Raw genomic sequence first — 20,661 nt, 5'->3', positions numbered from 1 at the left:
CGGGTGAAACGCCGCCCAACATCCAGCGTCCCCGTTCCACCGCTCCCCCGTCCGGCCGCCGCCATAGCCCGGAGGGGCGTCCGGCGCGGGAGTTCAGCGGAGAGTGAAACCCGGTGGGGGCGCGGCCGGGCCGCCGCGCGGGGCCGCGGACGCCGATTGCGCAGGACAGAGGTCGTTCGGGATCAAAGGTCACCGGGTTTCGGTCACCCCGCGCGACGTATCGAACGCGGAGATTCTTTTCTGATCGACTTTTCCGTTAAGAGCCTTTCTTGTAGCGTTCGCAGCGTTTTGTGAAGTGAATTCATGATCGGACATCCTCGCAGCAAGATCATGAAAGGACCCCGCGATGCCCACGGCGACAGGCTTGGCCGCGGCCGTGCTCGTCGGCCTGCTGGCGCTGCTGGCCACCGCGCGGCGGCGCGGACGCGGCGCCCCCGCGCGAAGGCGGCGCCCGCGGGGCCCGCGGCCTCGCCGGCCGAGCACCCCGAGTCCCTGACCGCCGTCCTCGAACCGGGCGCCGAGGAGTACCTGGCGTGGCTCGCCGACCATCACTGGCCGGGCGACGAGTACCTCGACCTCGAAGAAGAGTGGCGCAACGAGCTGGACCCCGCCTGGCTCCCCGATCCGGCCGACTCGCCGCTGTGCCCCCAGTGCCGGACGCGCTGCGAGGACGTCTGGCCGTGCCCGCAGTGCGGCCGCCTGCTGCACTCGTCCTGCGGTCACGGGATGCGCCGCCGCAGGGTCGCCCAGCCCTACCGGACGCACGGAACGGACCCCGAAGCCGTCATCGCGGAGTGGCTCTGCACCGGCTGCACATCGGTCGTCGGACTGGACGTCGACCACGGCGACGAGACCGGCGGCGGCCTCCTGCACTGAGGCGTCCGGACGCGAATCAGCGATCTTTCCCGGCCGAGAAAAGTAAAGAAATCCCCATCTACTTGCATATTTCGGCCGACCGGATGCACTCTTCACTATGTCCTGAATCACAGGGCGTGGAGGTACCATGATCAACCAGCGTGTCCCGGCCTGCGTCCACCAGCCGTCCTGCCCCTCCTCGGAGGACCACGACCGGGAGGCCGCCCGCACCGTGGCGAGCCACCCGGAACAGGGCTGGAGCCTGCTCTGCAACGGCATCGTCGTCTTCGACGACACCGGCGAACTCCTCCCCGACGGCCGCGCGGTAGCCCCCCACCGCCCCACCACCGTCTAACCCGCCCACCCGGACGCCCCCGCCGGGCCGCTGGGCCAGGCCGCCGCCCCGCCCCGCCGCGCCGCCCCGGCTGGGCCCCGCCTCCCGCCGGGTCCGCCCACGCCTTCGCCGCGCCCTCTCTCCGGCTCCTCTCCGGTGTTCTCCGGCCAAGCCCCCTCCCCCGGAGCCGTCTCCCAGAGCCTGCCCCGCCGGACGCCCACCACAAGCCCCACCCCCGTGGGTCCGTCCCCCTCCTCCAGGCCCGTCCCGCCGGACTCCTCCCGCCGGACGCAACCGACAGGGCGCTCGCCGCCGCCCTGGTGGGTCAACACGCGGCAGATCGTCGGGCACGTCCCCCTAGGCGCTCGCCCCCGCCGGGACGCCGCTCCGAGGCTCCCTCCATTGGCCCGCAGCCGCCGCCGAACTCGCCGCCATGCGGCCCCGGGCGCCGCGCCGTCCCAGCGCTCCAGGTCCGCCCGGCGCGCAGACCAGCATCCGCACCGCAGCCCGGAAACCGAGCCCGTCCCCCAGGACGTGCCCGTACGGCCCGGCGGGGACAACTTTCAGCCCGTTCTCGTTACGGGGATCGGGACGCCGTCGCTGAGTTCCAGGAGAACGCGTTCGCCGAGGGGCTTTTCCAGGTGGACGGTCAGTTGGCGCTCTGTGTGTGCGGGCGAGCACTGGACGGGCTCGCGCGGTCCGCGCCACGGTAGGGACTGCACGATCACGGCTACCGCGGAACGGTTCTCGACTGCCGTGGCACGGTATTCCGACTGGCACGGGCCCGTTCCGGGAGCGCTTCCGTAGAAGTGCACAGTCAGCGTTCGCGAGGGCGCTCCGGATTCCTCGACCAACGGTGGCGTGGGCGGCGCCGTCCCGTTGGCCACGTGCGTGTAGCCGCCGCCGAGCTGGAACCGAGGACTGAGCGGCTCCGGGTCCAATGCCGGAACGGGGGCGACCCGGGAAACCCTGACAGGCGTCCCGGCCAAGCGGAACGTCCACGCGGGAACGGCCGCCCGCCCGTGCGCGGTCTGTACGGGCACCCATTCCAGCCGTCCGCCGACGATCCTCTCTTCCGGCGCGTCACAGCGGGCTGTCGGGCAGTTGCGGTCCAGCACGGCGTTCAGCGCGTCGGCCTCCGAGACCACCGGCACGTCCGCGATGCCACCGTCCTCCCACCGGACCGGCTGCGGGCGCGGACGCGCCGCACTCGGCCGGAACGCCGCCTTCAGTCGTCCCCCGTCCAATGCGCGCTCGATCTCAGCGTCACGCCGCGGATCCGGGTCGTGCCCGAACCGGATCGTCCAGGGATCCTCAGGCGCGGAACGCGGGACGACCGGCACGAACACACGCCGAGGAACCGGACTGCGCGCCTGCCACGCGTTTAGAACAGCCCGCGCCCGCGCGTTGAGCGTCGCCGTCTCCTCAGCGGGCGGCGTCCCGTAACCCCCGCGTTCGTCGCCGCCTCCCCTCGCCAGCAACGCGACGACGGCGACAAGGGCCACCGTCACAGGCACGAGAACGAGCACCTGCGGCCATCGACTCGCCATCCCCATCCGACGCCCCCACCCGCCCCTCCGTTCCAGCCCCATTTCCGGTCTGCTGCCGATATGCGCTGCGCGGGGTTGGGTTCGGCGGTCGATCGGGCGGCGGGGGCGGGGAGCGGGGCGGCCGGGGCCGGGTCAGTGGCGGGCCGGCGGGAGGGGTGCGAGGGTGATGGGGACGGCGTTGAGGTGGGCCATTCCGGCCAGGGGTTCGAGGTCGTCGGGGTCGGGTGAGGCGAGCAGGTTGACGTTGGCGCCGCCTGCGGCGTTGGCGCCGCGCCAGCCGCCGCCCTGGTGGCCCCAGCCGTGCGGGACGGCGACCGTGCCCGGCGTCATCTCGTCGGTGACCGTGACGGGCAGGTCGATCGAGCCGTGCGCGGACGAGATCCGGCAGAGCGCGCCGTCCTGGAGGCCGTGCTCCGCCGCGTCCTCAGGGTTGACGCGGGCGGTGTGCCGGCGCTTTCCGCGCATGAGGGCGGGCGCGTTGTGCATCCAGGAATTGTGCGAACGCAGCTCGCGCATCCCGATCAGGCGCAGCGGGAACTCGGCCGGCGGGGCGGGCGCGGCGGCGAGCCGTTCGACCTCGGCGACGATCTCCGGCGGGGCGAGGTGCACGCGCCGGTCCTTGTGCAGGATCCGGCGCCGCAGCGTCCCGGTGCGGTGGTGGTCGGCGAGGACGACGCCGTGCGGGCGTTCGCGGAGTTCGCGCAGGCTGAGGCCGCCGCGCCGCAGCCCGTACCAGTCGCCGTACGGTCCGGTGCGCAGCAGCGCGTCGACCATGCGGCGCGGCGACGGGCGGACGCCGAGGCGGTGCGCGAGCCGTTGCGGACCGAACGCGCCGATGCCGAGCCGCATCCGCCGCGCGAGGTCGTCGATGATCTCCCATTCCTGGCGGGCCTCGCCGCGCGGCGGGACGACGGGCTCGGTCCACGTGACGTACGGGTGAGGTGGTTCTGGAGGAACGGGAGCGGGAAGTCCTCGCGTTCGAGGAACGTGGTGGCGGGCAGCACGTAGTCGGCCTTGCGCCCGGTGTCGGTCACGTACAGGTCGATGCACACGAGGAGGTCCAGTTCGTCCAGCGCCGCGTCGACGGCCGCGCTTCCCGGGAGGGACGACACGGGGTTCCCCGCCGACACCAGCAGTGCCCGCAGCCGACCGGGCCCGGGAGTCGTGATCTCCTCGGCCATCACGCCGGCCGGGAACGTGCCGAGCACGTCGGGGTAGCCGCCGACGCGCGAACGGGTCCTGCCGTACGTCGCGAGGCCCGACAGGCGGAGGATTTCGTCCACCCGGATCGGTGAGCCGCCGAAGATCCCGCCGCCGGGGCGGTCGAGGTTGCCGGTCACGAGCGTCACCGCGTCGATGAGGAACGCGGTGAGCGTCCCGTACCGTCCCAGGCAGGTGCCCGTGCGTCCGTAGACGACGGCTCGTTCGGCGGCGGCGAGGTCGCGCGCGAGGGCCCGCGCGGTCGGCGCCGGGACGCCGCTGCGCGAGGCGGTCTCCTCGGGTGGGAAGGCCGCCGCGAGCCGTCTCAGCGTCCGTACGCCGGTGGCCTGCCGGGCGCATGCGTCCCGGTCCTCCAGTTCCTCGTCGAACAGGACGTTCAGCAGCGACAGCAGCAGCCAGGCGTCGCCGTCGGGCAGCACCGGGAGGTGCTCGTACGCCCGCGCGGTCTCGGTCCGCCGCGGATCGCCGACGATCACGCGTCCGCCGCGCCGGACGATCGCCGCCAGGTCGTCCTTGACGCGCGGCGCGGTGATGAGGCTGCCGTGCGAGACGTGCGGGTTGGCGCCGAGCATCAGGAGCAGGTCGGTGCGCTTCAGGTCGGGGATCGGGACGAGCACCGGCGACCCGTACAGCAGCGCGCTCGCCGCGAACCGGTTGTTGGTGTCCTGCGAGCCCGCCGAGTAGAAGTGCGGCGACCCCAGCGCGGCCATGAATCCGTTCATCCACAGCGGGTGGCTGTAGGAGAACGTGGCGGGATTGCCGAAGTACCAGCCGATCGCCTCCCCTCCGTGCCGCCGCCTGATCGCGTTGAGGCGCCCGGCGATGTCGTCCAGCGCCTCGTCCCAGCTCACCCGGTCGAACCCGGATCCGTCCGCCCGCCGCCGCAGCGGGTGAACGACCCGGTCGGGGTCGTTCTGGACCTCGGTCATCGCGATGCCCTTCGGGCACGCGAACCCCTTGGACAGCGGGTGCCGCCGATCGGGCCTGATCTGGAGGAGCCCGCCGTCGCGGACGGTGGCCTCCAGGCCGCAGAGCGGTTCGCAGATCCGGCAGTAAGTGAACGCTTGCGTCGTTCCCATGGGCCGATTGTGCCCCATCCCGCCGCGCGTAGGAGGGCCGCCTCAGGGAAACCTGCCGGTACGTCCCATGCGGCGGTCGCCCCGTCCGCACACCCCCGACGGACGCAGGAGGCCGCCCATGCGCATCGGAACCTTGGTCCTCATCATCTGGCTCGCCCTCGGCACGCTCGCCGCCGGGCAGCGCCACTACTTCGACGACGACAAGCCGGGCTGCGCCAAGGTCTCGACCACGGCGGTCACCATCGTCGCCGGCCCCCTCAACTACATGGGCGCCAACCCGAAGGTCAAGTGCAAGACCCCCGAACCCAGCAAGTGACGCCCCCTCCCGCCCCGGCTTCCCCTCCCGGCGCTGGATACGGCCTCGCGCTCCCTTCCGCGCGCCGAGATCACTCCGGCCCGCAGGTCCGTCCACCGCCGCGCGGGCCGCGCCCACTTCCGCGCGCCGAGATCACTCCCGACCTCGGGCCCTCGCTCGTCCCGTCCCCGATCAGGTGGTCGCCTGGGGAGCCGTCGCGGCCCGGACCTGCCCCCGCTGGGAGGCCCGGGACCGCGTCCGACAGTGCGCCCCACGCTTGCGGGCGGGTCTTCGGTCCGCGTGCGGCTCGGCGGCCTGCGTGCCGAGCGGCGTCGGCCGGACCCCTGGCCGGCGGGTGGCCTCCTGAACCGAGGCAGGGGCGGGATCAGGGGCCGCAGGGAGGGCGTAGGCGCGGGAGACCGCGTTGAGGGCCCAGCGCATGCGTGCGGCGTACGCCTCGGGGTGGTCGCCCGCCTCCTGGGCGACGCGGGCGGCGAACGCGGTGAACGTGGCGGGGTGGTGGCGGCGGCATCTGAGCCGTTCGGCGATGGCGGCCCGGATCCGCCCGGGAGACGGGTGGTCGGACTCCTGGAGGCGCGTGGTGAACAGGACCTGCGCCAGCTCGCTCGTCGCGATCATGGTGCCCTCCTCTGAGGCGTGTTCCCCCACGCTACGATCCGCCTCCGACATTTCCGGGACGCCCGATGACGTGCCCGTCGAACCCGAGCCGGACGAGTTGCTCGTACGCCGCCCAGGCCGCGTCCGGAACGGGGTCGGGCGCCTGGAAGCCCCGCTCGGCGTACACCCGCATGCGCTGGAGGTCGCCCACCATGAGCTCGATGAACCGGCGCTCGTCCTCCTCGCCGGCGTACGAGTCGTAGCCGATCTCCGGAGCCGACACCAGCCAGTCCACGCCCGGCCACTGGCGGCGCGCCGTCGCCAGGGAGCGGCGGGTCATGTACGGCTTGGCGACGAGGACGCCCCTGGCCACGGCGACGCCGCGTTCGCCGAGGAGCCGCCGCGTCGCGGTGATGTTCTCGCCGGTGTTGGCCGCGGTCTCCTCCAGCAGCAGCGCGTCCGGCGGAACGCCGTGCTCCCGCGCGACCCGCGCGAACACGCGGGCCTCCGTCTCCGCCCACCCCGAGGTGATCTTGCCGCGCCCGCCGGTGACGACCAGCAGCGGCGCCCGGCCCTCGTGCCAGATCCGCGCCGCGTGCACCGCGACGCGCGGGTCGTGGCAGCCGAGCGCGATGATCGCGTCGGCGGGGCCGAGCGGGGTCGTCAGAACGAGGTGATCCCAGACGATCCGGGCGAGCGCCCGCACGCGATCGTCCACCGGCACCGGCCCCGGCGTACGCCAAGGATGGCGAAAGTCCACGGAATCACTCTCCCCGGCATGCGGCATGTCGCCCTCCCATCGGATCGTTCCATCTAGTAGCGTTCAACTGTTTTGCTCCTTACGTAGGGATCACGTACGCCAGAACACGATCGCGGAAGGACGGCGTGGTGTGATCGCAGCCCTGATCCTGGTCTCACTGGTGGCGCTGTTCGGCCTCAGCCTGCCGCGCCTGCTGCGCCCCATGGCGCCCGCCCCGCCCGACCGCTCGCCGGGCGCGCCCGATGGCGCCGAGCCGCCGTCTTGCAGCGCCTATCCGGAGTCGATGACCGCGGAGCTCGACCCGTGGGACGAGGAGTACCTGGCCTGGCTCGCGGACGACCTCTGGCCGGACGACGAGTACGCCGAATTCGACCACTCCACCGACGGCGAGGAAGGGACCGGCGGCAACAAACGCCGCTGACCCCGCCCCGCCCCTGCCCGCACGCCACACAACCCCGCACGTACAACACGCACGTACGACACGCACGCACAGCCCCGCACGTACGACGTGCACGCACAGCCCGCACGTACGCCCAGTCCGCACGTACGCGCACGCGCACGTGCAAGACCCGCCGTCCGCCGCCCTACGCCCGTGTCGGAGGGCGTACGGCCTCGCACGCACGCGCCCTTCCCTGGCCGGACGGCCGCACGCTGGTGATGACACACGGCATCGCGCGCACGCGTACAGAAGGGCAAGAGGCGAGCGACAGGCCAGAGCCAACGGGCCGACGGGCAGCACACCGCCCTAGAGCGCCCCGTCCCCGACGGCTCCTTATCCCGCGCAGCACGAAATCCACAGCCCTGGCCGCCGCCATCTCCCTTGCAACTACCCGCGTCGTTCAGAACACTGCGCCAAAAGAACGTCCCCCGGGGCGCAACGAACGGCAGAGCGGAACGGCCAACGGCATTGGCCTAAGCGTCACCTAATCAAAGGCGGCCAAGGGCGACGAAGCCACCGCTAGAGCCACCACCACCGCCGCAGCGAAGCGCGCCCTGTTCCGCATCGCCCAACTCACCACGGCACGCGAGAGCAGCGGCAACGCCCAGGGGCGGGCCCGCTCACATGGCGAGTGAGCGGACGTCCAAGGCGTTCATCGCGGGCAGGTATCCGCGGGCGTGTCCGATCGCGGTCGGGTGGTAGGAGGAACCGAGGGGGATCGTCACCGAATGCAGCCAGCCGTCGCCCGAGCACAATTCGTGCCCGGCGAACTCGTCGCGGACATCGGAGAAGGTGAGGCCCGCATTGGCGACCGACTTCTCGATGGTGGTGTCGAGGGCGTCGGCGGCCTTGTTGAGGGCGGCGCGTTTGGTCTGGTTGAGCCCGACGCAGCCGTCCACCATCTTGTAGAGCCGCGGATAGCCGAGCACGATCACCTGCGCGGACGGGGACTTGGCTCGAATGTCGCGGTAAAGCGAGTCGAGCTTGCCCGGCAGGGTGGTGCTGATGTATTTCTCCGCGGTCGTGACGGCGGTCTGGCACGACGAGGTCGACCTCAGGACGCACGTCTGCATGACCGTGCCGAATCCCGCGTCGTTCCCGCCGACGGTGATGCTGACCAGCGTCGTCGTTCCGCTGAGCGCGCTCAGTTGCCCGCTGCGCACGGTCGCCGTGGTCGCTCCCGAGCACGCCACGAACTTGACCGACGCCGCGGAATGCTTGGCCGCCCACAGCCGCGGATAGGCGTTGGCGCTGCGATTGCAGCTACCGCTGTCAGGCTCGTAGTCGCCCGCGCCGGTGCCGGACGAGTAGGAATCGCCGAGGGCGACGTAGTTGGTCACGTCCGCCGAAGCGGAGCCGGAACAGGCGAACGTTCCCGCGGTGATTAGGAGGGCGCCGAAGGAGACCAGGCAGGGGCGGTAGGGGCGCATCTGCACTCCGGGGTGGTGAGGCGGTGAATTGCGTCGAACCGCTTATACCCCCATGGTGCGCACGGGAAGCCTATCCCTTTTCTCCCCTTAACACCCTACTCCGGCACTGATCATCTGCAATAACCATTCGATCTCGCCGGAAGATCACAACTCCTAACACTTCTCCCCCACCCGCCTCCAGAGCCGGACGCTTCCCCCGCATCTCCCACGCGTTTGCCCCAAAAGCGGCGAGGACGACCGCGAGCAGACGGCCCCTGACCTCCAGAGACCCGGCACGACTCGGCGACCGCCGCCTCCTCGCGAGGCTGAGCGTCCTGATCGGCCCGAACGGCCCTCATGTCGTTGATTTCGGCGTCGCGCGCTCGATCGACGCAACGACGACGGCCTCCGGTTCCGTTCTAGAGGCTCCGTCCTACATGGCCCCGGAACGGCTCGCCGGACAGGTCGTCAGACCGCCCGCCGACGTCCTCGCCTGGGCAGCCACGATCCCGTACGCAGCGAACGGACGGCCGCCGTACGGGCCGGACAGCATTCCCGCCGTCATGAACCGCATCATCACCCGCAAGCCAGATCTGGGTCCGTCAGGGAGCGTGCTGCTCGGCGGAACGGTCTTCGTCACGCGTTCCTCCGCACTGAGCCTCGACCGCCCTCCAGGCATCCCCATGTCCGCGGCACGCAGAGGCCGCGGAGCCCAGGGCAGGCTGCACTTCCGCCCCCAACCAGAGCAGCAGCGGGGCCTTCACGCGCGCGTACTAGGAATCCATGGTCGGTCACCCTGCGATGACCGACCATGCAGTCGAACGGAGGAGCGGCCGGGCGTCACTTCCGTCCGGTCGGCGGAGCGCCTTCGTCGTCGTGGAGGACCTCAACGCGCTCCTTGCGGAGTTCGTCGCGGACGGTCTGCTCGCCTTCGACCCGTTCGGCGCGGATGCGGATCCGTTCGACGGGGACGGCCTCCTTGGCGACCACGGCCCGCTCCTCGTGCAGGACGATGACCTGCTCGTCCTCGCCGATGGCCATGTCCCCGGCCTCGCCGTCGACGATCGGCTCGCGCTCGATCCGGAGCTCCTCGTGCATGATCGGGACCTTGTGCTCGACGGCCTCGGTCTCGATCCACTTGCGCACGTGCGCGCGCCCCAGCTCGTGCTGCTCGGTGCCGATGCGCAGCCGCTCCTCCGACCGCGTGACCTCCAGCATGTCCGTGCCGGGCTCCATCGCGGCCCGGTCCGGGGCCCGCTCGCCGGACATCTGGTCGGCGGCCATCTGCTCGCCGGGCATCCCGGGCATCCCGGCCATGCCGTCGCCCGGGGCACGCTCGCGCGCGGCCTCCCCGCTCCGCGGCGCCTGGCCGGGAACGGCCTGCCCCATCGGACGCTGCGCCGTCTGCTCCGCCGTCCGCTCGTCGCTCTGCCGCCGTCCCGCCGGGGGCCGGATGCCGTAGTGCCGGTAGAGCTCGACGATCTGGTCCTGCGACAGGTGCTCGTCGGCGTTGACGTTCGGCGCGTTCTTGATCGTGTCCTTGTCGTACGGGACGGTGAGCCGGCCGGATTCGCTGTGGGCGCTCGTCAGCGGAACGAAGCTCTCCCGCGAGCCGAACCAGCCCGTGTGGACGGTGACCCATTCCGGGGCGCCCGTCCTGTCGTTGAGATAGACCTGCTTGACCGTGCCGACCTTGGAGCCGTCGTTGTCGACAACGTCGCACCCCATGAGTTCCTGAACGTTCGTCTGCGTCTGCACGCGAAACACCCCTGCTCTGCTGTTTCATCCTGGGTTGGCTGGCGCCCGGCCGCGCATGGGCCGCCCAGGCCCGGCAGCCTCACTGGCTCACCGCAGGGCTGGTCCGGTGTCGTCACCGAGCCCCCGATCCGTCAGAACGCCCCGTTCACCCCCCGATTCACTGGGGCACCCTGAACTACTCCTGGTATTTCCTCAAGCAACACCCGCAAACACCCAACCCGTCCGTACGCTGCGAAAACACCGTCCCTCCAGCCTCGCGAGACCCCGTTGCACGCGCACCCACCACGTCGGCGCACGGCCTCGCGGGACGCCCGTTTCACGCGTTCACAAGGATGTCCATAAAGATCTCGGTGTCCTTGACCGCAATATTCATCTAACGGGAGTTTCTCCTGGAACGGTGCGCGCCGAGTCGCACGCCCTTTCGACACCGCGCCGATCCGGAGGCCGAGTCCGGCCACCCGCCGCCGTCATTAAGCAGGCCATGCCGCTTTCCTCGGCACAGCCGACACCGTTCGTCTTGCCCGTCATATCTTCGGATGGGAAAATTTCCCGCACGTAGCCGATGACGGAAGCGAGCGGCCTCATGCCGAGACCATGGGAAGCCGATCACGACGCGGGATTCCAGCGCCGCCTGGGCAGGACCGCCGAGGAACTCGGGGAGAGCCGCACCACCCAGGACTGCCCGGAGATCTGGGAGCTCGACAACGGCGACATCGCCGTCATCGGCCGCGACGCCACCGCCGCCTACGCCGAACGCCTCCCGCCCGGAGTCCGCATCGGCGCCGACGAGCGCCTTGTGATCATCTCCGGCCGGATGCTGTCCGCCGCGAAACCGGACATCCGAGATGCTTGACGGAATCGTCGACGTCCCCGGCGACCTTCTCGACCACGGGGCCTACCACAAGGACTTCGCCGAGCACGCCGAAGACCTCCGGGGCGTGATCTGGAAACTCGAACGCTCCCAGACGTTCCGTGAACCGGGCGACACGAGCTGGGAGGCGTTCAGGTCCGGGGATTGGGACCGCGCCTTGACCCTCCTCGAAGCCGACCGCGAGGCGGTCCGCGCGGAGGCCCGCGACAACGAGCGGAAGGGCCTGCGGGTCCAGCGCGTCCGCGTGGTCGAGCAGCCGGTCACGCCCTACCTGCAATGGGAGCTGAACGCCCTCAGGATGCTCGCCGAGGAAGGCTTCGGACTGCGCATCGTCAAGGCCGCACGATGCCGCTTCCTCGAAACGCGGGGCCGCCTGCCGGAAATCGTCGTGCTCGGCGACCGCGTCCTTTACGAGGTCCGCTACCTCCCGGACTGGACGCCGTGCGGAGCCCGCCGCATCGACCGCCCGGACGTGATCAGCGCCGCGGCCGCGGAGATCGCCGGACTGTACGAGGCGGGCGAGCCGCTGCTCAGTTTCTTCGACCGGGAGATAGCGCGCCTCCCCGCGCCGGCCGCCTGAACTATCGTTCGTAGATGCCATCCGTTCGCAGGCGCCGCGGCACCTCCAGAACGCTCGTCCTCGTTCTCGCCACCATCGCGGTGGTCGCCCTGATCGGCGCTTCTCCCTTGGCGCTGCGCGCGTTCACGGGCCCGACGTCCCGCTGGGAACGGCCCAGCTTCATCGGCCAGACCTACGGCGCCGCGTCCGCCCTCCTGGCCGTCCTCGCCCTCATCGGGATCACGGCCACCCTGGCTCTCCAGGCCCGCGAAACGCGCATCGCCCGCGAGGAGGCCCGGCGTTCCGCCATAGCCGACCTGCTCAAAATGGCCATGGACGACCCGGATCTCGACGCGGCCTGGGGCCCCGTCCCTCCGGACGAGGACCGCACTGCCCGGCGGCAGTTCGTGTACATCAACATGATTCTCTCCGAATGGCAGATGTCGTTCGAGACGAAGGCCCTCGGAGAAACACGCCTGCGCGCCATCTCCCGCGAGATGTTCAGCGGCCACCCGGGCCGCGCGTTCTGGCGCGAGGCCCGCGAGGTGCGCATCAAGACCTCCGAGAACCGCCGCGCGCAGCGCTTCCACGAGATCCTCGACGAGGAATACCGGCGAGCGCCCGAACCCAGCCCGTCCGGCAGTCTCGGTGCCTCTGGCGCCCCTGGCCCTTTCTCGCCGTAACCGCCGCCCTCGCCCTCATCCCTCTCGCCCGCCACGCCCTGCGCCGTTGACTCACGTCCGCCACGTCTGCGGGAGTCGTGCGACCTCGTAGACCCCAGCGACATCCTCCGGCGGCAGTACTCTGCCGCGCCTCCGGAGCCACCGGCGCAACGCCTTGACGTCGGGGAGGACCGCGACGTCCTTCGGTCCCCCGCCCTTCAAGGTGAATCCTTGGACGCCGACGAAAACGATGGCCCCCCGCACAGGCACGTGCCTTCCGTACGCCGCGTCGAGAAGCTTCCGGGCCCGTGCCACCTCGTGCCGCGAATTGCGCAGGTAATCCGTCCTGACTCCGTTGACGAGCAGCGCCTGCTCCGCCGCCCACACCTTGCCGCGCGTCCTCTTCGTGTTGACCGTCACCACTCCGAACGGCCCGATCAGCACATGGTCGATGTCCGCCCCGTTGCGTCCGACCGGCACGGCGTGCAGCACATGCCACCCTTGAGCCCGAGCCCACTTGTCGAGCCTGCCGCCGATGGCCCGTTCCCCTTTGGCTCCGAACGCGAAGTCCCCCGCCTCCGTACGGACTCCGACGAGCCCCGCGACCCGCGTCCGCCAGTTCCGCAGTTCCTCCGCCCGAGCCTGAGCAGCGGCCCCGCCCGATTGACCGCAAGGTCCTCCGGGGCGCGTGGAGAAGGGACGTCAAAAGGAGCGGCGACCGGCACTTCTGCGGAATGCGTGGTGTCGGGCAGGGGCTCGCCCAGCTTCTCGCACTCCTGGCGCACGGCCGTCCAGAACGCGTCGGCCAGGTCGGGCGTCCCGATCTCGTACGTCCCCGCCCGGACGTCGTACCAGCCGACCTTGGCCTCGCCCTGCGCCACGTACAGCCGCAGATGCCCGAACTTCCGCCAGACCGTCACTTCGAGACCGTGCACGGCCGCCTCCCAACGCGATCGCCGATCCACTTCGGCAGCCTAAGTGTCGCCATCGGCTCGTTGGAAGGCATTGCGGGTGGCGGTCGACGCGCCATTACACCTCGGGACCCGGGTTACACCAGTTGATCGGCGGTTTTGTCAGATAGCGGTAAATCTCTTCGCAGGCATGGGATCACGTTCTAGCCTGTCGTCCGGTCTGGACTTGGAACGAGACTTACGGGGCGGCAATGGCGTTGCGTGACACCCTGGTCACACTTCTGGAGGAATCCGCACTGGCCGATGAGGCGCGGCGTCATGTGATGGCCGCGTTCGATGGTGGCGAGACTGAGGAGGCCGAGTCCCCGCGGGCCGCGACGGCGGGGCGTGTCTTCCTGAAATCGATCACGGCGTCGGGCTTCCGGGGAATCGGCCCCAAGGTCACGCTGCCGCTCGCGCCGGGCCCCGGGCTGACGCTCGTGATCGGGCGCAACGGTTCGGGCAAGTCCAGCTTCGCCGAGAGCGTCGAGATCGCGCTCACCGCCACGAACGCCCGCTGGCGCGAGCTGCCCGCCGCGTGGCGGGAGGGGTGGCGCAACCTGCACGTCGACGGGCCCCCGATGGTCAGCCTCGCCATGCAGGTCGAGGGCGAGCCGGGTACGACGACCGTCCGCCGCACCTGGACGGGCGCGAAGGTGGAGGAGTCGTCCTGCGAGGTGCACCGGCCCGGCGCGGGGACGTGCGAGCTGTCGGCGGTCGGCTGGAACGACGATCTGGTCACCTACCGGCCGTTCCTGTCGTACTCGGAGCTGGGCAAGATCCTCACCGGCGGCCCCAAGGAGCTGCACGACGCGATCGCCGGAATCCTCGGGCTTGAGCGGCTCACCGCGGCCGAGGCGCGGCTCGGCGCCGTCCGCAAGGACATGGAGGCGGCGGCCAAGGCCGTGAAGAACGAGCTGGCCGAGATCGCTTCCGAGCTGGAACGATCCGACGACCCGAGGGCGGCGGCCGCGCGTTCGGCGCTCTCCGGACGGCGCCCGGACCTCGACGCCCTGGCCGAACTGGCGGCCGTCGGCTCCGGCACGGACCCCGACCTCACCGCCCTGCGCCGTGCCGCGGAGTTGCACGGCCCGGACGCGGACCATGTCGCCGACGCCGCCCGGCGCCTCAGGGACGCGACCGCGAAGCTCCGGTCCGTCGAGGGCACCGCCTCTGAGGAGGCGCTCCGGCTCGCCGATCTGCTCGCTCGCGCCCTCGACCACGCCGGACGCCACGGCGCCGCGTCGCCGTGCCCCGTCTGCGGCGCCCCGGGCGCGCTCGACGACGAGTGGACGCGCACGACCCGCGCCGAGGTGGCGCGCCTCCGCGAGGAGGCCGCGAAGGCCGACGAAGCCCGCGCCGCGCTGGACCGTTCGGTCGAGCAGGCCCGCTCGCTCATCACGCCGGCGCCGGCGGGTCTCGACGAGGCGAGCGCGTCCGCCTGGGACGCCTGGTCGGCAGGCCGGGGCATCGGCGACCCGGGCGCCCTGGCGGACCATCTCGAGCGGGCCGGAAGGGACCTGCGGGAGGCGTGCGACAAGGCGCGTTCCCGCGCCGCGGCCCGGCTAGCCGAGGTCGAGGACCGCTGGCGTCCGCTGGCGCTGCGCCTCGCGGCCTGGATCCCCCGGGCCCGTTCGGCCGCCGAGTCGGACGGCACGCTCAGGTCCGTGAAGGCGGCCCGGACCTGGCTGACCGGCGCGGCCAACGCCCTGCGCAACGAGGAGCTCCGGCCGATGGCGGAGAGGTCCACCGCGATCTGGAACCTGCTGCGCCACGAGAGCAACGTGACGCTCGGGCCGATCACGCTCGCCGGGACGGGCAACATGAAGAAGGTGCTCCTGGACGTCCAGGTGGACGGGACGGACACGTCGGCGCTTGGCGTCATGAGCCAGGGCGAGCTGCACTCGCTGGCGCTCGCGCTGTTCCTGCCGCGCGTGCTCGAACCGCGCACGCCGTTCGGCTTCGTCGTGATCGACGACCCCGTCCAGTCGATGGACCCCGCCAAGGTCGACGGCCTCGCCCAGGTGCTCTCGGAGGCGGCGCGGCACCGGCAGGTGGTCGTCCTGACCCACGACACGCGGCTGCGGGAGGCGGTCGCGCGGCTGCAGCTCCCGGCGTCCGTCATCGAGGTCACCCGGCAGGAGCGGTCCGTCGTGTCCGTGCGGCGGGTCGAGGACGAGGTCACGCGCGCGCTCGCCGACGCCCGCGCGGTGGCGGCCAGCCTGGACCTGCCGTTCCAGGCCGCGGTCCCGGTCGTCGCCGGGCTGTGCCGGACGGCTCTCGAAGCCGCCTGCCTCGAAGTCCTCCGCCGCAAACGACTCGGCGCCGGCGCCCCGTACGCCGAGGTGGAGGCCCTGGCCCGTTCGGCGCGGACGCTCGCGGACATGATGTCGCTGGCCGCGTTCGAGGAGATCCGTCCGCGCGCCGCCGTCCGGGCACATCTCGGCAGGCATGGACAGTGGGCGCAGGACGCGTTCGACCTGTGCAACAGGGGCGTGCACGGCGGCGCGCTCAGCGGCGACCTCGGCTCGTCCGTGGACAAGGTCGACCGGCTCGTCAGGGCGGTGCGGAATGGCTGGTGACGACCTGATCGCCGTGGCCGACCGGATCATCCGGCGCGAGCTGCGCGTGGAGGAGGGCGCGTCGGCGCGCACCGCCGCCTTCCTGCTGCGCCTCGCGCTGGAACGCGAGATCGACGCGTACTGGGAGAGCATCGGCCTCGGCCCCGTGGCCGACAACCCGATGCGCCCGCAGCTCCTGTGCCTGGCCGAGTACGCGGACGCCGCCGTCGCCGCACGCGCGAGCAGCCTGTGGGGCCAGCTCAGCCAGGCATGCCACTACCACGCGTACGAGCTCGCGCCCACTTCCCGCGAGCTCCGCCGCTGGCACACGGAGGTGTCGCGGCTGTCCGCCCGTCTCCGCGAGCGGCGGGAAACGACGCCCGCCGAGGGCTGACGCCGGTCTCACAGGGCCTGCTGGGCGCAGAAGACGGCGGTGACGGTGCGTCCCTTCGCCGTTGCCGTGCCCCACAACTCGACGTCGTTAGCGAGACCGTGCGCAGGCCGCGGCCGCCTTCGTCCAGCTCGGCGGCGTGCACGGCGGCGGGCTCGCCGGGGCCGCCCTGATCAGCGACGGAGACGCCCACCCGGCCCTCGCACTGCACGATCTCCACCATGAACGACCCGCCGGCCTGCCCCGACTCGGTGTGCCGGAGCAAATCGTCCTTCTACCTCTACGCCTTTCCAGACCCCGCCGATCCGGAGATGGTCGTGGTCGACACCGCCACCACCGGCCTCGTTCTCACCCAGCGCAGCGAGGTCGCGCGGTACACCGGGATGTACGACCGCATCCGGGAGGCCGCGTTGTCCCCGGAGGGGAGCATCGCCTTCCTCAACAGGTGGCCGACCGGCTGGCGGACCCGGCAGGGTCAGGAACATGGCCAGGGACCACACAAGCTGGCGCAAGTCGCGCCCCAGCGAACCCAACGGCCACTGCGTCGAGGTGGCTCGTGCCGCCGACGGTGTCGGCGTCCGCGATTCCAAGGGCCCTGGCCCGTCCTCGCCGTCACCCGCCAAGCGTGGGCGGACCTGCTGGGAGCACTCCGGAAGGCACCCTGACCCGGCGCTAGCCTGGGCGCGTGCCTGAGATCCCTGACCTCGCCCAGCGCCTTCGCGACTTCGCCGCCGCCAGGGACTGGGAGCAGTTCCACACGCCCAAGAACCTCGCCATGGCCCTGGCGGGCGAGGCGGGCGAACTGCTCGCCGAGTTCCAGTGGCTCACGCCGGAGGAGTCGCGCGCCGTCATGTCCGACCCCGAGGCCGGCACCCGCGTGCGCCGGGAGATGGCCGACGTGTTCCTCTACCTGGTCCGCCTCTCGGATGTCCTGGGCGTCGACCTCGCCGAATCCGCGCTCGCCAAGCTCACCGAGAACGACCGCCGCTACGACGCCACCGCGTTCCACGGCTCAGCCCGCAAAGCCCCACCAATCACCTGACGTTGTCGGTGATCGCTTGTAAAGTGCCGTCCGCAAAGGATTGCGGCCCGACGGGCTTCCGCTGATCGGCTGATCGCGGACACGCCCCCACCCGCACGAGTTCTCGTGCTGCCTGGGGGTTGGTCTGTGACGGCTGTTCGCGTCTCCGCTGAGAGCTTCGTCGGGTCGCCCATGGAACGTCAGCTCGTCGGAATCATCAACGACCATCTTGAGGCGACGCGCGGCTACCGAGCGGGCTCCAGCGAGCAGAAGTCGTGGAAGCGCAGCCTGCCGGTGCTCGCCCGTGACCTCGTGGAGGCGGGGCTGGGCAAGCTGGAGATGCTCATCGAGTACCAGCTCCCCCGTACGAGCAAGCGGGCCGACGTCGTGCTCGCCGGGACCAACCGGCGGACGGGCGACGACCTCTACATGGTGGTCGAGCTGAAGCAGTGGAGCAGCGCCGAGCTGTACGAGGAGGACGAGACGATGGTCCTCGTCCCGGGCTACGCGCAGGCGGTGTCGCACCCTCTTCGGCAGGTGCAGGGCTACTGCGACACCATCGTGGACTTCGTCGGCGCGCTGGGAGGCGACGCCGACCTCGTGCGCGGCGTCGCGTACCTGCACAACGCCGCGGATCCAGACGTTGAAGACCTGTACGAGCTGGTGCAGAGCGAGCAGACGCGGCTGTTCACCAAGACCAGGCGCGGCGGCTTCCTGGAACACCTGCGCGGATCCTTCGCGCCGGACGCGGGCGCCGCGGCGGCCGACCGGCTTCTCGACAGCCACATCCGGCCGTCCAAGCAGCTCATGCGGCTGGCCGCTGCGGAGATCAAGGAACGCGAGCAGTTCGTCCTCCTCGACGAACAGCGCTTGGCGTTCGACATGGTGATGCACGCGGTGCGGAGAGCGCACGGAGCGAACTCCAAACGGGTCGTGATCGTCACCGGCGGCCCGGGAAGCGGCAAGAGCGTCATCGCGCTGTCGCTGCTGGGAGAGCTCAACCGGCAAGGGCGCACCGTCCTGCACGCGACGGGCTCCCGTTCGTTCACCCAGACGATGCGGAAAGTGGCGGGCAGCAGGAACCGGCGCGTACAGAACCTGTTCAAGTACTTCAACAGCTTCATGAACGCGGAGCGCAACGAGTGGGACGTTCTCATCTGCGACGAGGCGCATCGCATCCGCGAGACGTCCGTCAACCGGTACACCCGGGCGGAGCAGCGCACCGGGCGTCCGCAACTCGATGAACTGATGTCGGCGGCGCACGTGCCCGTCTTCCTTCTGGACGAGCACCAGGTCGTCAAGCCGGGTGAAACCGGAACCGTCGCCACCATCACCGGCTACGCCGAACGCCTGGGGCTGCGTGTCGAACGGGTTGACCTGACGGGGCAGTGGCGTTGTGGCGGCAGCGAGAAATACGAGGAATGGGTTCTCGGGCTCCTCGGATTGGCTGCCGAGGGGCCGGCACCCTGGACCGGCGACGACCATTTCGATGTCACGGTGGCCGAGACGCCCCAGGAAATGGAAGCGTTGCTGCGCGACAAGATGGCCGAGGGTTACACGGCGCGCATCTCCGCCGGATACTGCTGGCCCTGGAGCGATCCTCGCAAGGACGACTCGCTGGTTCCGGATGTGCGTATCGGCGACTGGGCCCGTCCCTGGAACGTCAAGGGCGACCGTTCGATCGGCACGGCGCCGCCGAGCGCCCTCTGGTCGACCAAGGACGGCGGCTTCGACCAGGTGGGCTGCGTCTATACGGCTCAGGGCTTCGAGTACGACTGGTCGGGCGTCATCATTGGTCCCGACTTGATCGCCGGGCCCGAGGGGCTGGTCACCGTGCGCGGCGAGAACAAGGACCCTGAACTGATCAAGAAAACTGTGTCCGACACCCAGGTCGACCGGCATATCCGTAACATTTACAAGGTGCTCCTTACCCGCGGCATGGCCGGGACCGTGCTGTACGCCGTGGATCCGGCGACGCGGGAGTTCCTTGCCGGATTGGTGGAGCGAAAGCACGGCTGACGACTCGCCATTCCATGTCGGCGGGACGGTGTATGCCGACGAAGCGTGCTGGGGTAAGGGATCGGCGGGAGAGCGGCTTGGCGGTGGGGTGGTTGGGGTTGGGGTTGGGGGTCAGGTGAGGTTGACGGGGAGGGTGGTTGCTGAGTTGGTGAAGAGGCTGGGGACTGGGGGGAGGGTGGCGGGGTCGGCGGCGAGGGTGAGGTGGGGGTGGCGGGTGAACAGGCGTTCCAGGGCTATGCGGGTTTCGAGGCGGGCCAGGTGGGGGCCCAGGCAGACGTGGGGGCCGTCGCCGAAGGCGAGGTGCTTGGTCCGGGGGGTACGGGTGATGTCGAACAGGTGGGCGTCGGGGCCGTGCTGTTCGGGGTCGCGGGCCACGGCCGTGTAGGGGGCCATGACGGCTTCGCCCGCGGGGATCGTCGTGCCGGCGAGTTCGATGTCCTCGGTGGGGTAGCGGGCCAGGAAGTTGCCGATCGGCGGGTCCCAGCGGAGGACCTCTTCGACCACGCGGCTCCAGTCGCCGTCCGCTCGGGCCAGGGCCAGCTGGTCGGGGTGGGTGAGGAGGGCCCTGACGGCGTTGGTGATCAGGCCGATGGTGGTCTCGTGGCCCGCGGTCAGCAGGACCCAGAGGGTGCCCGCCAGCTCGGCCGGGGAGAGGTCCTCGGTGGAGATCAGGGCGCTGGTCAGGTCGTCGCCGGGGTGGGCGGTGCGGTGCCGGATCAGGTCGGCGAGGAAGCGGGGGATGTCGGCCTGGACCTCGGTGACCTGTTCGGGGGTGGTGTCGGTGCGGAAGATGCTGTCGACCAGGTGGCGGAGGCGGGGCCGTTCGGCGTCGGGGACGCCGAGGAGTTCGCAGATGACCCGCATCGGGAGCGGGACCGAGAGGTGCTGCCGGAGGTCGACGGTGCCTTCGGGGAAGGCGTCCAGGAGCCCGTCGACGGTGGCCTCGATGGACGGGGCCAGCTTCTGGACGCGGCCGTTCGTGAAGGTGCGGGTGACGGGGCGGCGGAGGCGGTGGTGCTCGGCGCCGTCGGCGGTGACCATGTTGGTCACCTTGATCATGCCGACGATGGGGTTGTCGTCGGTGAGCGCGCCGGTCTTGACGGCGTTCCAGACGTGCCAGTCCTTGCTGACCTTGTCGTGGCGGACGAGTTCGGAGACGAGGGCGTGGGTGGTGACGGCCCAGGCGCGGAGGCCGCCCGGGAGGACCACCTGGACGACGGGGCCGGCCTCGCGGAGGCGGGCCGCCTCGCCCTGATGGTCGGCGCCGCTGGGGTCGAGGGTGATGACGGGGATCGTCACTGCGTGCTCC

21 protein-coding genes and 1 pseudogene are annotated in these 20,661 nt (G+C 71.0%); 13 read left to right on the top strand and 9 right to left on the bottom strand.

All coding sequences use genetic code 11. From position 1 onward, the window contains the following. The first annotated feature begins 303 nt into the window (after window positions 1-303). Both GEV43_RS47060 and GEV43_RS34765 read left to right on the top strand, forming a co-directional pair. Window positions 304-876 carry a hypothetical protein gene (locus tag GEV43_RS47060; protein ID WP_164717250.1) on the top strand — a complete coding sequence of 191 codons (573 nt, stop codon included), beginning with the start codon at window positions 304-306 and terminating at the stop codon, window positions 874-876. 127 nt (window positions 877-1,003) lie between these two features. Next, the gene (locus GEV43_RS34765) at window positions 1,004-1,210 is read left to right on the top strand and encodes a DUF5999 family protein (RefSeq protein WP_160825043.1); all 207 of its coding nucleotides are present in this window, start codon (window positions 1,004-1,006) and stop codon (window positions 1,208-1,210) included. A 542-nt stretch (window positions 1,211-1,752) separates the two neighbouring features. Here GEV43_RS34765 and GEV43_RS34760 read toward each other — a convergent pair. The 3 genes from GEV43_RS34760 to GEV43_RS34755 form a co-directional block, all read right to left on the bottom strand. Next, window positions 1,753-2,718 carry a hypothetical protein gene (locus GEV43_RS34760; protein ID WP_160825042.1) on the bottom strand — a complete coding sequence of 322 codons (966 nt, stop codon included), beginning with the start codon at window positions 2,716-2,718 and terminating at the stop codon, window positions 1,753-1,755. Between the two features lie 153 nt (window positions 2,719-2,871). Next, the gene (locus GEV43_RS51930; protein ID WP_309240092.1) at window positions 2,872-3,348 is read right to left on the bottom strand and encodes a molybdopterin dinucleotide binding domain-containing protein; all 477 of its coding nucleotides are present in this window, start codon (window positions 3,346-3,348) and stop codon (window positions 2,872-2,874) included. Then, entirely contained in the window at window positions 3,261-5,039 is a 1,779-nt protein-coding gene (locus tag GEV43_RS34755) for a molybdopterin-dependent oxidoreductase (RefSeq protein WP_241684142.1), read from the bottom strand. Before GEV43_RS34755 ends, GEV43_RS51930 begins: the two co-directional genes overlap by 88 nt. A gap of 118 nt (window positions 5,040-5,157) precedes the next feature. Between GEV43_RS34755 and GEV43_RS34750 the strand changes: the two genes are divergently transcribed. Beyond that, the gene (locus GEV43_RS34750) at window positions 5,158-5,355 is read left to right on the top strand and encodes a hypothetical protein (protein ID WP_160825041.1); all 198 of its coding nucleotides are present in this window, start codon (window positions 5,158-5,160) and stop codon (window positions 5,353-5,355) included. A 171-nt stretch (window positions 5,356-5,526) separates the two neighbouring features. On the opposite strand, the gene GEV43_RS34745 is transcribed toward GEV43_RS34750, so the two are convergent. Both GEV43_RS34745 and GEV43_RS34740 read right to left on the bottom strand, forming a co-directional pair. After that, a complete protein-coding gene (locus GEV43_RS34745) occupies window positions 5,527-5,973 on the bottom strand; it encodes a hypothetical protein (RefSeq protein ID WP_160825040.1) in 447 nt (148 codons plus the stop codon). 31 nt (window positions 5,974-6,004) lie between these two features. Beyond that, the gene (locus tag GEV43_RS34740) at window positions 6,005-6,676 is read right to left on the bottom strand and encodes a YdcF family protein (protein ID WP_160825039.1); all 672 of its coding nucleotides are present in this window, start codon (window positions 6,674-6,676) and stop codon (window positions 6,005-6,007) included. A gap of 166 nt (window positions 6,677-6,842) precedes the next feature. Here GEV43_RS34740 and GEV43_RS34735 point away from each other — a divergent pair, with 166 nt between their 5' ends. Further along, the gene (locus GEV43_RS34735) at window positions 6,843-7,133 is read left to right on the top strand and encodes a hypothetical protein (RefSeq protein ID WP_160825038.1); all 291 of its coding nucleotides are present in this window, start codon (window positions 6,843-6,845) and stop codon (window positions 7,131-7,133) included. A 638-nt stretch (window positions 7,134-7,771) separates the two neighbouring features. Here GEV43_RS34735 and GEV43_RS34730 read toward each other — a convergent pair. Next, a complete protein-coding gene (locus GEV43_RS34730) occupies window positions 7,772-8,491 on the bottom strand; it encodes an SGNH/GDSL hydrolase family protein (protein WP_309240091.1) in 720 nt (239 codons plus the stop codon). A gap of 909 nt (window positions 8,492-9,400) precedes the next feature. Then, window positions 9,401-10,318, bottom strand: coding sequence for a PRC and DUF2382 domain-containing protein (locus tag GEV43_RS34725; protein ID WP_309240090.1), 918 nt, complete (start codon window positions 10,316-10,318; stop codon window positions 9,401-9,403). Between the two features lie 583 nt (window positions 10,319-10,901). On the opposite strand from GEV43_RS34725, the gene GEV43_RS34720 reads away from it, so the two are divergent. Genes GEV43_RS34720 through GEV43_RS34710 form a run of 3 tightly spaced genes read left to right on the top strand, consistent with a single transcriptional unit; the run spans window position 10,902 to window position 12,431 of the window. Then, the gene (locus GEV43_RS34720; RefSeq protein ID WP_160825036.1) at window positions 10,902-11,171 is read left to right on the top strand and encodes a hypothetical protein; all 270 of its coding nucleotides are present in this window, start codon (window positions 10,902-10,904) and stop codon (window positions 11,169-11,171) included. Then, on the top strand, window positions 11,164-11,769 hold the full coding sequence (locus GEV43_RS34715; protein ID WP_160825035.1) for a DUF6879 family protein: 606 nt from the start codon (window positions 11,164-11,166) through the stop codon (window positions 11,767-11,769). The genes GEV43_RS34720 and GEV43_RS34715 overlap by 8 nt, the downstream gene beginning before the upstream one ends. 14 nt (window positions 11,770-11,783) lie before the next feature. Continuing rightward, the gene (locus tag GEV43_RS34710; RefSeq protein WP_160825034.1) at window positions 11,784-12,431 is read left to right on the top strand and encodes a DUF6082 family protein; all 648 of its coding nucleotides are present in this window, start codon (window positions 11,784-11,786) and stop codon (window positions 12,429-12,431) included. Between the two features lie 51 nt (window positions 12,432-12,482). Here the strand turns inward: GEV43_RS34710 and GEV43_RS34705 are convergent, their stop codons facing one another. Next, on the bottom strand, window positions 12,483-13,037 hold the full coding sequence (locus GEV43_RS34705) for a nuclease-related domain-containing protein (RefSeq protein ID WP_160826000.1): 555 nt from the start codon (window positions 13,035-13,037) through the stop codon (window positions 12,483-12,485). Between the two features lie 535 nt (window positions 13,038-13,572). On the opposite strand from GEV43_RS34705, the gene GEV43_RS34700 reads away from it, so the two are divergent. The 6 genes and pseudogenes from GEV43_RS34700 to GEV43_RS34680 all read left to right on the top strand — a co-directional run bounded on the left by GEV43_RS34700 (window position 13,573) and on the right by GEV43_RS34680 (window position 19,352). Beyond that, window positions 13,573-15,942, top strand: coding sequence for an AAA family ATPase (locus tag GEV43_RS34700; protein WP_160825033.1), 2,370 nt, complete (start codon window positions 13,573-13,575; stop codon window positions 15,940-15,942). Then, window positions 15,932-16,315 (top strand): hypothetical protein, encoded by a 384-nt coding sequence (locus GEV43_RS34695; RefSeq protein WP_160825032.1) that lies wholly within the window; start codon window positions 15,932-15,934, stop codon window positions 16,313-16,315. Before GEV43_RS34700 ends, GEV43_RS34695 begins: the two co-directional genes overlap by 11 nt. Window positions 16,316-16,533: 218 nt before the next feature. Then, a pseudogene (locus tag GEV43_RS55425) lies at window positions 16,534-16,698 on the top strand (hypothetical protein); the annotation flags it as partial. Between the two features lie 97 nt (window positions 16,699-16,795). Beyond that, complete coding sequence (locus GEV43_RS34690) at window positions 16,796-17,005, top strand: DUF397 domain-containing protein (protein ID WP_160825031.1); 210 nt, start codon at window positions 16,796-16,798, stop codon at window positions 17,003-17,005. Further along, complete coding sequence (locus GEV43_RS34685; protein ID WP_160825030.1) at window positions 16,998-17,354, top strand: nucleotide pyrophosphohydrolase; 357 nt, start codon at window positions 16,998-17,000, stop codon at window positions 17,352-17,354. Before GEV43_RS34690 ends, GEV43_RS34685 begins: the two co-directional genes overlap by 8 nt. Window positions 17,355-17,525: 171 nt before the next feature. Next, a complete protein-coding gene (locus tag GEV43_RS34680; RefSeq protein ID WP_160825029.1) occupies window positions 17,526-19,352 on the top strand; it encodes a DUF2075 domain-containing protein in 1,827 nt (608 codons plus the stop codon). Between the two features lie 111 nt (window positions 19,353-19,463). Here the strand turns inward: GEV43_RS34680 and GEV43_RS55420 are convergent, their stop codons facing one another. Next, window positions 19,464-20,651, bottom strand: coding sequence for a cytochrome P450 (locus GEV43_RS55420; protein WP_160825028.1), 1,188 nt, complete (start codon window positions 20,649-20,651; stop codon window positions 19,464-19,466). Between the last annotated feature and the right edge of the window lie 10 nt (window positions 20,652-20,661).

The sequence above is a fragment of the Actinomadura sp. J1-007 genome (assembly GCF_009793335.1).
Classification (GTDB): domain Bacteria; phylum Actinomycetota; class Actinomycetes; order Streptosporangiales; family Streptosporangiaceae; genus Spirillospora; species Spirillospora yumaensis.
The sequence above is the reverse complement of the archived record's forward strand: the minus strand, read 5'-3'. Positions and strand labels throughout refer to the sequence as shown.